At 43.5% G+C, this 12,448-nt stretch carries 10 protein-coding genes and 2 pseudogenes; 7 read left to right on the forward strand and 5 right to left on the reverse strand.

Going from position 1 to position 12,448, the window contains the following annotated elements:
* Positions 1–156: 156 nt before the first annotated feature.
* The 4 genes and pseudogenes from GW12_RS01615 (at position 157) to GW12_RS01630 (ending at position 5,619) form a co-directional block, all read left to right on the forward strand.
* Positions 157–863, forward strand: a pseudogene (locus GW12_RS01615) (phosphopantetheine-binding protein).
* Positions 864–996: 133 nt separating this feature from the next.
* Positions 997–1,641, forward strand: coding sequence for an RluA family pseudouridine synthase (locus GW12_RS01620; RefSeq protein WP_034582556.1), 645 nt, complete (start codon positions 997–999; stop codon positions 1,639–1,641).
* A 142-nt stretch (positions 1,642–1,783) separates the two neighbouring features.
* Positions 1,784–4,621 (forward strand): RNA polymerase-associated protein RapA, encoded by a 2,838-nt coding sequence (gene rapA / locus GW12_RS01625; protein ID WP_034582559.1) that lies wholly within the window; start codon positions 1,784–1,786, stop codon positions 4,619–4,621.
* A 197-nt stretch (positions 4,622–4,818) separates the two neighbouring features.
* A complete protein-coding gene (locus tag GW12_RS01630; protein ID WP_034582561.1) occupies positions 4,819–5,619 on the forward strand; it encodes an alpha/beta fold hydrolase in 801 nt (266 codons plus the stop codon).
* Between the two features lie 58 nt (positions 5,620–5,677).
* Here GW12_RS01630 and fabR read toward each other — a convergent pair whose 3' ends face one another.
* Positions 5,678–6,358: an HTH-type transcriptional repressor FabR gene (gene fabR, locus GW12_RS01635; protein ID WP_034582563.1), complete on the reverse strand. Its 681-nt coding sequence runs from the start codon at positions 6,356–6,358 to the stop codon at positions 5,678–5,680.
* A gap of 148 nt (positions 6,359–6,506) precedes the next feature.
* Here fabR and GW12_RS01640 point away from each other — a divergent pair, with 148 nt between their 5' ends.
* Complete coding sequence (locus GW12_RS01640; protein WP_034582565.1) at positions 6,507–7,574, forward strand: ferredoxin reductase; 1,068 nt, start codon at positions 6,507–6,509, stop codon at positions 7,572–7,574.
* A gap of 14 nt (positions 7,575–7,588) precedes the next feature.
* Positions 7,589–8,683: an acyl-CoA desaturase gene (locus tag GW12_RS01645; protein ID WP_034582567.1), complete on the forward strand. Its 1,095-nt coding sequence runs from the start codon at positions 7,589–7,591 to the stop codon at positions 8,681–8,683.
* Positions 8,684–8,867: 184 nt separating this feature from the next.
* Here the strand turns inward: GW12_RS01645 and GW12_RS01650 are convergent, their stop codons facing one another.
* From GW12_RS01650 to GW12_RS01665, 4 genes and pseudogenes are all read right to left on the reverse strand, one after another.
* Entirely contained in the window at positions 8,868–9,077 is a 210-nt protein-coding gene (locus GW12_RS01650; RefSeq protein WP_034582569.1) for a hypothetical protein, read from the reverse strand.
* A 135-nt stretch (positions 9,078–9,212) separates the two neighbouring features.
* Positions 9,213–9,470, reverse strand: a pseudogene (locus tag GW12_RS01655) (transposase family protein); the annotation flags it as partial.
* Entirely contained in the window at positions 9,464–10,078 is a 615-nt protein-coding gene (locus GW12_RS01660) for an HAD family hydrolase (protein ID WP_034582571.1), read from the reverse strand. The gene GW12_RS01660 and the pseudogene GW12_RS01655, both read right to left, overlap by 7 nt.
* Entirely contained in the window at positions 10,045–11,250 is a 1,206-nt protein-coding gene (locus GW12_RS01665; protein WP_034582575.1) for a DUF1615 family protein, read from the reverse strand. Before GW12_RS01665 ends, GW12_RS01660 begins: the two co-directional genes overlap by 34 nt.
* Before the next feature lie 80 nt (positions 11,251–11,330).
* Here GW12_RS01665 and dusB point away from each other — a divergent pair, with 80 nt between their 5' ends.
* Positions 11,331–12,356 (forward strand): tRNA dihydrouridine synthase DusB, encoded by a 1,026-nt coding sequence (gene dusB / locus GW12_RS01670; RefSeq protein ID WP_034582578.1) that lies wholly within the window; start codon positions 11,331–11,333, stop codon positions 12,354–12,356.
* Positions 12,357–12,448 lie beyond the last annotated feature (92 nt).

Consider the following 12,448-nt stretch of genomic DNA (forward strand, 5'->3'; position numbering starts at 1 on the left):
TAGGTTTGTGCAACAAAGCCTATGAGAACTATAATACTTGAAATTTCTTATATGAAAAGTTGGTTACCTCTAAGATAAGAAATCTAAAATTTACCAATCATGTCGATCTAAGCTAGCATAATGTACCTTTAAAATATGCTAAGTAGATAATCTCCCATGCTGTACCCAATGCTTAAAAAAATCCAGTTTACTCCTTCCCAAGCCAAATGGCAGCTATCCTCAACACAATCTGTGCTGGTACTGGTAGGACTGCAAAATCTTAGGATGAGGGCTGGCATACAAGACAGTGACCTGATGACTCATCTGATCCAGATCAGTAACAAAGCTAAAGCACTGGATATTCCCATTGTTGACCTTTATGGTGATGACTTGATTCAAGGCATGCAGCAATTGGGTGAATATGCCTCAACCCATCCACAACTGATTTTTGCCGGTCAGGTCACACCGATGCTGAAACAGATTCTGCCGCATCTGCAAAGTGTGACTGAACAAATCTGTGTCATTGATGATGCGATTGTGTTACCAAATCAGGAACAACATATCCAATGGATTGATAACATTTCGGCACAAGGTTTGCATCATATGAACAGCTATAGCCTGACCCGGTTATGGAACCTGAGCGCGCCATCGGAATATGTATTGTCGACTAAAGTATTATGCTTGCGGTAGCAGAACAGCTGGATATGGACGCCCTGGAAATCGATCCAAATGTTGACCTCAGTCAGTATGGACTGGACTCGGTTGCAGTGGTGAGTCTGGTTGGTGTATGGCGTGCCAACGGTGCCAATGTGCGTTATGAAGATGTCTATGCACATCCCACATTACATGAATTGGTCAGCTTCGTACTGCAATCGGTGGGCTGATAAGTACTAATTGGGCAATTTTCTTAACATAATCGGAAATTTCATCGGCAATTAAAGAAAACGACATTGTAATTCTGTGCCAAGCTTTCTATTATTGCCGCCTTGTTTTTCGCGATCAGCCAGGGATTGAACCTTGAGTAATTTTCTAACCGAACATCTGATACATCGTGATGACGATTTTATGGTCATTCATAAACCAGCAGGTTTGCTCACGGTTCCCGGTAAAACAGAAGATTTGCAAGATTGCCTTATTAACAGATTAATAGAATTAGAGCCTAAAACACTCCTTATTCATCGTCTCGATCGGGACACTTCCGGAATTTTGGTTTTCGCCCTGACCCGAGAAGCACAAAAAATTATCTCCCGCCAATTTCAGGATCGCCAAACCGATAAAACCTATCAGGCCATTGTCGCAGGGACATTAGAAGGCGAAGGTACGGTTGATGTACCCGTCATTTACGATCCAAGCCGTCCGCCATTACATATTGCTGAACCGAATCATAACAAGCCAGCATTAACGCATTGGCAGGCCGTAGAACATTTTGAAATTCAGGGACAGCCGGTCACGCGCGTAAAACTAACCCCGATTACCGGACGTTCGCATCAGTTGCGTGTACATATGCAATATTTAGGTCATCCGATTATTGGTGATACTTTATATGCGACAGCGGAACAGCAACAGCTGATGCCGCGACTTTGCCTGCACGCAGAGCAGCTGAGCTTTATTCATCCTAAAAATGCAGAAAAAATCGAGTTTTACTGCCCGGTACCATTCTAGGAAATACTTGGTTAATCATCGTGATTCATGCCCACTTTTGGTGGGCTTTATGTCAAAATATATTGCTTAAAGGTGTGAAATTTTGCTCAAATGACCTGTTGTGTTTGAGCATGATCTTTGCAGTCTTGAACTTAAGATAAAGGTGGAAAAATTGCAGCAGTTTGCTATTGGTCAACGTTGGTTATCAGATACTGAAACAGAACTCGGTCTGGGGGTTCTCATTGATGTTGATGAGCGATCGGTCAGCATTTTATTCCCGAAAAGCGACGAAACTCGTGTCTATGCGCGTAGCAATGCACCTTTGTCTCGCATCATTTTCAATGCCAATGATGAGCTGCAAGATCAGGAAGGTAACACTTGGACAGTTGAATCCGTTGAAGACCGTAATGGCGTAGTGCGCTATCACGTGGTGCGTACCTTGGAAGATGGTAGTGAAGAACGCAAAGCACTTAATGAAACTCGTGTCGGAGCAACTATTCAGTTGTCCAAACCGCTCGACCGTTTATTAGCAAGCCAGATCGATTATAAAGAATGGTATGACCTGCGTATTGAAGCGATGCTGATGCAGGCCAATATGCAAAACAGCCCGCTGCGTGGCCTGATTGGTTCACGTGTTGGCCTGATTCCGCACCAGCTGTATATCGCGCATGAAGTCGGTCAGCGTTTTGCACCGCGTGTACTTTTAGCCGATGAAGTTGGTTTGGGTAAAACCATCGAAGCGGGCCTGATTATCCACCAGCAACTGAAAACAGGCCGTTCTGAACGTGTGCTGATCCTGGTACCAGATTCACTGCAATATCAGTGGATGATTGAAATGCGCCGTCGTTTCAATCTGGAATTCTCACTGTTTGATCTGACCCGTACCGCATCAATCAAAGAACATGATCCTGATTTAAATCCGTTCCTGACTGAACAGCGTATTATTGCTTCGATTGACTTGATGATTGACCACGAAGACCTGCGCGAGCAGGCATTAGAAGCTGGTTTTGATCTTCTGGTGGTCGATGAAGCACATCACCTGATGTGGAGCGAGGAAGAGGGCGGTAATGACCGTTACGATCTGGTTGAAGAAATCGCTGAAAAAACGCCGGGCGTACTTCTATTAACTGCGACACCAGAACAGCTGGGCGTGGAGTCGCATTTTGCACGTCTGCGTCTGCTTGATCCGCAACGTTTTAATTCTTTAGATCGCTTCCTGGATGAAGAAGCACAATATCAGCAGACTGCAAAAATCGCTGAAGTGCTGATGTCTGATATGCCACTTGAAGAAGGGCATTTGACTGCGCTGAAAGGTCTGCTCGGCCATGAAGTGGAAGATACGCCAGAGCAACGTTTCCGTGCGATTCACGAAATTCTGGACCGTCATGGTACAGGTCGTATTCTGTTCCGTAATACCCGTGAAGCGATTCAAGGTTTCCCTGGCCGTGACTGCCAGCCAGCGCCACTGCCAGCACCAGCAGGCTGGTCAATGGATGGCAAGCTGCGTGAACAGATGTGGCCAGAAGAATCCCAGCTGGATGGCTCATGGATGGAAACCGATCCACGTGTGCCTTGGCTGATGGAAAAACTGCGTACCGATCTGAAACACAAAAAAGTATTGCTGATTGCTCGTAGTGGTCCGGTGGTGGAAGTATTGGAAAATGCTTTACGTCTGCATGCAGGTATCCGTACAGCGATGTTCCATGAAGGCATGAGTCTGCTGGAACGTGACCAGGCAGCAGCATATTTCGCTGAAGAATCTTATGGTGCACAGATTCTACTGTGTTCTGAAATTGGTTCCGAAGGCCGTAACTTCCAGTTTGCTTCTGACCTGATCCTGTTTGATCTTCCAGCCAATCCGGACGTACTGGAACAGCGTATTGGTCGTCTGGACCGTATCGGTCAGCAAAACCGGATCCAGATTCATGTGCCTTATCTGGTCGGTACTGCGCAGGAGCGTATGTTCCGCTGGTATAACGAAGCGCTAAACATTTTCAGCAATATTTCGCCAACAGCGCAAACCTTGCAGGAAAACTTTATTGTTGAACTGAAAGACTGTTTATTGGCAGACAAAGGTCAGCAATTTGAAGACCTGCTGGAAGAAGTGACCGTACAGCGTCAGGCACTGGAAGCCGAATTGCAGGAAGGTCGTGACCGTCTGCTGGAGTACAATTCTTGTCGTCCAATGGTGGCACAGGAAATCGTCAATGCGCTGGAAGACTATGACGATAACACCACTTTGCCAATGTTTATGAAGCGTTTTATGGCGTCAACCAACATTGATTTTGATGAGCAAAGTAATGGTACCGTGATCATCAAGCCAACCGATCAGATGCAGGTTCAAGGTTTGACTTTAGATGAAGAAGGCATGACCGCGACTTTCTATCGCGATCAGGCACAAATCCGTGAAGATGCACAATACCTGACCCTTGAGCATCCATTCACTGAATCTGTGATGGAAATGATCAATACCCAAGGCTTTGGTAGCACCAACGTGGCGGTATTAAAGTCAGCGGCATTGCCACAAGGTTCTGTACTGTTAGAAGTGTGGTTCAAAGTGGATGTGGTAGCGCCAAAAGCATTGAACCTGCCAGCAAGTTTGCCACAACAATTGATTCGTGTATTGCTGAGTGAAAAAGGTCAGGACCTATCACAAAAAATTGCACCAGAAATCCTGAAACCATATCTGCATCATTTGGATGGCAATAGCTGCCGTCAGGTGGTGAAAGCACGCCGTGAAGTGATTGAAGCACGTTACCAGCAGGCGCTGGAGCTGGCGCGTTCAGCATTGCCACAATTTAAAGAGCAGGCCAAAGAAGCTTATGGCAGCAAATGGCAATATGAGATTGACCGGCTGACTTATCTGAAACAGTTCAACCCAAGCATCCGTGAAGATGAAATTGCACGTCTGCAAAAATTGCAGAAAGAAGGTTTGAGTCTGCTAGATGGCCTAGCTGTGACACCAGAAGCAATTCAGGTGATGGTCGTAGTCAAACCATAATCATTGTTTAATTTATAAAAAGCAGCTTTCGGGCTGCTTTTTTTATTACCGCTTTAATGGAAATTATTCAGGGAGTTTTAGCTTTTACTTTGTATCCAGTGACTTGAAAGTCATGTGCTAGAAGATTTTATCCTGAATGTGTTCAAGTTTTCGCGTTAAGCTGACTAACATCAAGGATTGAAGATTCACATAACTATATGAAGCCAGCGCTCCATTTTACCCATGCCAATGGCATTCCATCTACTACATATCACATATTTTTAAACTACTTTGAGGATGAATATAACGTTAAGAGTATTCCCTTGATCGGTATGAATCCTCGTTATCCAATTACCAAGGACTGGCGTTATCTGGTGGATGAGGTGATTGCTGATATTGAACAACAGTTTCCTCATCAGCAGGTAATTGGATTAGGACATTCTTTTGGCGGGCTAGTTACTATGATGGCGGCTTATAAAAAGCCAGCGTTATTCTCCAAGCTGATCATTATGGATCCGCCCTTTGTAATTGGGAAAAACAGTGCCATATTTGAAGTGATCAAGGCGCTGAATCTAAAGAGTGTTGATCGCTATACGCCAGCGGGGGTGACCTTGAAACGTAAAGATCATTGGTCTTCACGTGAGGAAGCCATGGAGACTTTGCGTAATAACCGACTGTTTCGGAGTTTTGATGAGCAATGTTTTCTGGATTATATCGACAGCGGCATTGTGGATGATCCCAAACGGGGTGGCGTGACTTTACGAATTCCCAAACGGGTGGAAGCCGAAATTTTTCGTACTGTTACAGCCTGGTGGTGGCGGACGCCGCGTAAGCCACCTCAAGTCCCGATTCATTTAATTACCGCTGAACAGAGTCCGTTTTATCAGCAAGGCTTGCCACAGGGATTAAAGAAAATTTATCAGATTGATTATTCAGTACTTCCAGGTGGGCATATGTTTCCACTAGAACAGCCGGAAATGGTGGCAGAGTTTGTGAAAACCAAACTAAAAATGCTCTAATAGCAGGCATTAAAAAAGAGATGACCAGCATCTCTTTTTTATTTGGAATTGTTTCAGCTTAGCGAATTTGAGACTGATCCAGATGACGGGCACCTTCCAAGATCATTCGAATCATGATCATGGTCTGTTCGGCAATTTCCTTGCGCTGATCTGGTGGCATATCAATCACTTTGGCACCCATATTGAATACCAACTGGGTAATGGCCTTGGCGGCAATATCTGGGTAAAGTAGACGGCTTTTGTTGACTTTTTCTAGACGGACCAGATCTTCCTGCAGTTCTTGCTGAAAATATTGCAACTGACGTTCCACCGCCTGTTTATAGGACTGCGATCCCGTATAACCTTCACGCAGCAACAGGCTTAGGTTACCTTCGTCAGCATCCAGCTGGGCAATAAACACTTCAACAGAGCTGCGAATAATACTGTTCTGCTTGGAAGCTTTTAGGCGTGATTCATTCAGGATTTTACGCAGTACCAGACCGGCACGGTCAATCAGTTCAATCGCGAGTTCATCAATATCTTTAAAGTGGCGATAGAAACTGTTAGGTGCAATGCCTGCTTCGCGGGCAACTTCACGTAGGCTTAAAGAGGCAATGCTTTTTTGTGGCCCAATCAGATTCAGCGCGGCCTGGAACAGTTCTTCTTTGGTAATGGTGGCCTTCCGACCCACACTGCGTACAGTGATCGGTTCATCAATGCTTTTTGATTCGAGTAGGGAAGCGTCACTGCTTATTTTCATTGAAGACTCATTCTAGGGTGGAATAAAGGCATTATCTCATTATAGCGAAGCCCGCGAAACTGTGAAACAGATAGATACAATACAGGTGTATATACAAATATATATACATGTGTATAATAATTCAAAAGCTCACAAGGTATCTCTCAAGATGCAGGCACTCGCAAAACGTAAATCGCCAATCGATTTCTTTAAAGAAAGCGTTATTGATCAATATGCGATTAATTTCTGGATGCAGAAACTCAACCCAATCTGGTCGGTGAACCAGGCGCTGGGCAAGATCGTGCAAAAAGAAAATGCGGCTCAGGACATGGTTAGCCTGAAAATTCAGGTCAATCGTCTGTTCAAGTTTGGCGAGGCGGGGCAACATCACCCGGTATTCGTGGTAGTGAATGGGATTCGCTACGAGCGTAGCTATAGTCTGACTCAGGTAAATGCGCAACACGTATTGCTGACCATCAAAAAAGTGGATGGCGGTAAGGTGAGTAACTGGGCTACTGATATTGCCCAAGTGGATGATGTGATCGAATTCGGTCAGCCATTTGGGGATATGACTTTAGCCAATGATATCGCACCTTTAGTTTTGCTGGCTGCAGGTAGTGGTATCACACCAATGCTGAGTCTGCTTGAAGCATTAGAGAAAAGCGGCGAGTTTGCTCAACAACCGGTTCAACTGCTGTATTGGGTGAAACATTATCAGGACGTGGCTTTCAAACAGCGTTTTGAAACGCTTGCTGCAAAATATCCGAATTTCACTTTTAAAGTATTTGCAACTCAAGAACAGCCTGCGGCTGAACGCCTGAATGCAAGCCATCTTGCTGATCTGCAAAATCTGGAACAATCGACTGTCTATGCCTGCGGTCCATCCGGTTTTGTGGCTCAGGCGGAAAACCTATGTGCTCAAGCCAAAGTATTCAAATCTGAAGCCTTCAGTATGAGCCTGACAGACAACACTGAAACTGGCTTTGTGAATGTCACTCTGACCCAATCCAATAAAGTGGTCAGCATTCCAAAAGGCCAGTCGATTCTGGTGAGCTTGGAACAGCAAAACATTAAACCGAACCACGGTTGCCGCATGGGGATCTGCAATAAATGCGCCTGCAATAAAGTGGAAGGTTCTACCAAGAATTTAGTCAATGGGGCACAAAATAAAGAACCAGGAAATCTCCTGAAAATTTGTGTGAATTCAGCGCAGACTGACCTTGTCATCGATCTATAAGCGAGTTGAATCCTATGAATATGCCGGTAAAACTTCAATATTTTAAAAATCCGAAAAACCGCGAACTGACCCAGGCTGAACTGGATGAACTTGCTCGTGAACTCGATGCCATCAAGCAGGAAGTGCTGGATGACCTGGGCGAGAAAGATGCCAAATATATCCGTCGCGTCTATTCTGCCATTCGTTATTCTTCAATTGCTGGTCGTGCATTGTTATTTGCTGGCTGGTTCCCGCCAGCATGGCTGTTAGGTACAGGTCTGCTCGGTTTTGCCAAGATCATGGAAAATATGGAGCTGGGTCATAACGTCATGCACGGTCAATATGACTGGATGAACGATCCTAAGCTGAATGGCCAGACTTATGAGTGGGACATTGTCGGTACCTCTGATAACTGGCGTCAAACCCACAACTTCAAGCACCATACTTATACCAATATCAAAGGTATGGATGATGATATTGGTTATGGTCTGGTGCGTCTATTCCCGGAACAACGCTGGAAACCGTTCTACCTGTTCCAGCCGATTTACAGTATTCCATTCTGTCTGTTATTCCAGTGGGGTGTAGCAATCCAAAACCTTGAACTGGGTAAATATTTCAAAGGTCGTAAAACCAAAGAGCAGACCAAAGAAGAGTGGAAACCAATGCAGCGCAAGATTACCCGTCAGCTGTTCAAGGATTATGTATTCTTCCCGTTAATCGCAGGCCCGGCGGCACTTCCAGTATTCACGGGTAACCTGGTAGCGAATGGTATCCGTAATATCTGGACTTTCAGTATTATTTTCTGTGGCCACTTTACCAAAGATGTAGAAGTGTTCCCGAAATCTGTACTGGAAAATGAAAGCCGTGGTCACTGGTATATGCGCCAGATTCGTGGTTCTTCTAACTTGACTGGTTCTGAAGCGTTCCATATTCTGACTGGTCACTTGAGCCACCAGATTGAACACCATTTATATCCAGATATTCCGGCACGTCGCTACCGTCAGATGGGACCAAAAGTGGAAGCAGTCTGTAAGAAATACGGCTTGAACTATAACAATGCCAGCCTGGTAAAACAGTACGGCAGTGTGTTAAAACGTATTGTGAAGTATGCTTTTCCATTTAAAAAATAAGATTGAACAAGTACTAAAAAACCACCTGATTTCGGGTGGTTTTTTATTTTAAAAGGGCTTTGTTGCATAAATATGTAAGCATCTGATTTAAATAAATTTAATTTTGGATTAAAAAATAATCAAAACTTTTAAAATCATATAGTTATGAAATCTTTATGCAACAAAGCCTTTTAAAAGCATTTAATTATTCTTCTATATGGGTATGGCTACGTAAAATTCGAATCAACGCAATATAATTTCCCTTTTTGGCTGCAGAAATCACACGCTCAATTTCTTCTTTGCTCCATTTGTGGCGATGCGCTGCATAAATAAATTTGGATAATAAAACAAAGGGGTTTTCACCATATTTGATATACAGGTTTCTGACCCGTTTGGGAGGGGTGAACAAATTCATTGTAACAATGCCTTAAGATAAATTATTAAGTTGAATTTTTTGAGAATTTATCACATGAAATAGTTTCTTTTTTAAATATATAGACTAAAGTTATAATGTGATATTTATTTAATATTAGACCTCTTGCGAAAGTCGTTATTGCAAGTTCATCCGGTTTACCAGTGCAGCGATTAAGTTAATGCGTAAACCGAATCTTTTTCGTCTATTTCGATAGCGTTCACTTAGTATTCTAAATCTTTTCAATTGACTATTAATATGTTCGATTACAACTCGTATTTTTCCAATCATTTTATTGTAATTTTTCTCAGCATCAAATAAGGGGAAATTCTTCTTTTTCTTTATTGGCATCAATAATTTAAAGCCATCTTGCTCTAACCCATAGTACCCTAAATTTTATCTTGTCCAACCATATAACTATATTGCCCCAGACAAATCATTTCTAAATCTTCCTCACTATTTCCATACGCATAAATCATCTTGAAATCTGCAAGATTGATCGCTTCCATAACTCTTGACTTCTTTTGCATACGACTACAGTCTGGTGTCAGATATCTACCAGTCAATTTTCCATTTTTGATTTCTACTTTTGAACAGATCAATTCTATATTCAAAGCCTTGGCTATCATTTTCAGATACAGATCAATCGTTGCAGAAACCAATACGACTTTATGTCCTAACTGTTGATGTTTCTTTAATTGTTTAAACAAAGCAGGGTCAAGATTCTTTAAAACTTGATTCGTGAATTGCAATGCCAAAGGCTGAATAGCCTTTAGATCACAGCCTTTAAACATAGCGGAATAAAGCTTTGATCGCATGCGAGGGGCAGGATAAAGCTTGAGATAATAAGCCAAAATCCAAGGCAGAACTTTTAAACCACGCCAGACAATATGTCGTTTTTTTAGGACATAAAAAATAAACCCTGTAAAGCTGTCATGCGGATACAGGGTTCCATCGAAGTCAAATAAGGCTAGAGCTTCAGATTTTTGATTTTGCGCATACATGTTTGATAACGGCCATCTACACGGCTGGCAAACCAATTGGTATTGTAATCACGACTGAGTTTAGGCCCGGAAATCACCACTTCAGGCATGATGGCATAGAAGGGTTCTTTACCTGTCTGTTCCTGATAAAGTTTTGCTACACCGCGATAAGTCATGGTATTTTCAAAATCTTTCTCTTTTTCTTTCTTCAAATCAGAACGGATCTGGCGTTCAGTAATGATGAAATTATGCTTGGCAAAGACATTGATCAGCTCACGTTCAGACTGACTTTTCTGAGAGCGGACACTGCCATCTTTGCTATACAGCAATAAATCACCATCCAGATCCAGTTCTGCTTCAGTCAGATTATTCAACATACTCTGGAATGCAGCATTACGGCTAGAATAGCGGCCAGAATTATAGTCAGCAAAGCGGTATAGCGGCTTATCATAGTCTGCCGGATACATCATCAGACGGTGAATTCCGTAATACAGACCACCATACTGGCTATAGAGGTCAGTACGCAGGTCAGCAATGCTGCCACTTTGACGTTTATGATCTTTGGCATAACTGATATGCACCTGCATTGAACCCAGTGTGGTAATTGGGTTCATTTTTTCGCCGATGTTCTGGCCGAACAGTTTCGCTGCACCAGTGAGTGCACTGACATGATATTTTTGCGCCATGAAATCAAAAATTTCACGATAGAGTTCATCTAATTCACGTTCTGTTTTGACCTTACGCATCTGGCTCAGGTAGTTATTATCAGGCGTAGGGTGATTCTTTAATACATCCTCGAAATATCCCGCAACTGTTCCACCAATATTTTCGCCCAGTTTCTCGGTGAATTTTTCTTCCAGACGTTCCTGAACTTCCTTGACCGCTTTATTACCTAAACCCGGTACGGCAGGATCGGCATGGAAATTGGATTCCTGATCGACCACTGCCACAATGGTACAGACATTTTCTTTGGTCTGTGGAATACCCAGTTGTTCAGTGATGTCATAGATGTCTTTGGCCCATGAATCGCGGTTGCTGACGCGTGCAGGAATGGCTTTACGAATCTGATCAGCATCCATGGTTGGCTCATCTGAGGACCACCAGGAACCATTACCACATCCAGCTAAAGTGAGGGAAAGGGCAAGGATAGACCAAGACTTAACAGCAGAAATTGGCTTGAGGGGTTTGTTCATATTGTCTAAATCAGATTCCACAGATGAGCGATCAAGGCAGATGCAGTATACTATGCTCATCAACAAAGTGATGAATTTATATGTATATTGGACCGTATCAACTGTCAAATAATTTGATCGTCGCTCCCATGGCAGGCGTGACTGACCGTCCATTCCGTACACTCTGCAAATATTTTGGCGCAGGTCATGCCGTCAGTGAAATGATGACCTCAGACAAGACTTTGCGCATGAGTAAGAAAAGCCTGTACCGTGCCAACTTTGATGGTGAAATTGCACCGATCTCGGCACAGATTGCCGGTTCCGATCCGCATGACATGGCGGAAGCAGCACGTTATCAGGTCGCGAATGGTGCACAAATTGTTGATATTAATATGGGCTGTCCAGCCAAAAAGGTCTGCAACAAGTTGGCCGGTTCGGCACTGCTCAAAGATGAAGATCTGGTTGCTCGCATACTGGATTCCGTCGTGGCAGCAGTAGATGTACCGGTGACCTTAAAAACCCGTTTGGGTTATCTGAATGGTCAGGAAAATATCATGCGCGTGGCCAAACGTGCTGAAGAAGCCGGTATCGCAGCTCTTGCACTGCATGGCCGTACCCGTGAAGATATGTATCTGAATACGGCACGCTATTCACTGATTAAAGATGTCAAAGCCATGTTGAATATTCCCGTGATTGCGAATGGAGATATCGACAGTCCGGAGAAGGCAAAATATGTGCTGGATTATACTGGTGCCGATGCGGTGATGATTGGTCGTGCAGCGCAAGGTCGTCCTTGGATTTTTCGTGAAATCGCTCATTATTTAAAGACTGGGGAAAAGCTGGCTGCACCAAGCATTGCTGAAGTAAAAGAAGTGCTGTTAGGTCATTTAGCAGAGCTATATGAATTTTATGGAGAATATTCCGGTTGCCGGATCTCACGTAAACATATTGCCTGGTATACCAAAGGTCTGCGTTCCAGCAATGAATTCCGCCAGAATATGTATAAGGTGGAAAATACTGCTGATCAGTACAAGGTGGTAGAAGACTATTTCAATAGCCTGCTAGATCATGGGCAGATCATGAGTGATGTACAAATTGAACAAGTGAATTTGCTGGAAACCACCTGATTTTATCCTTTTGTCACACTTTAATTTTTAAGGCACGGTTATATAAACCGTGCCTTTTTATGTCTGTGTATTAGATCTCTTGCGAAAGTTAA

It is taken from the genome of Acinetobacter sp. HR7 (assembly GCF_000773685.1).
GTDB classification, from domain to species: Bacteria; Pseudomonadota; Gammaproteobacteria; order Pseudomonadales; family Moraxellaceae; genus Acinetobacter; species Acinetobacter thermotolerans.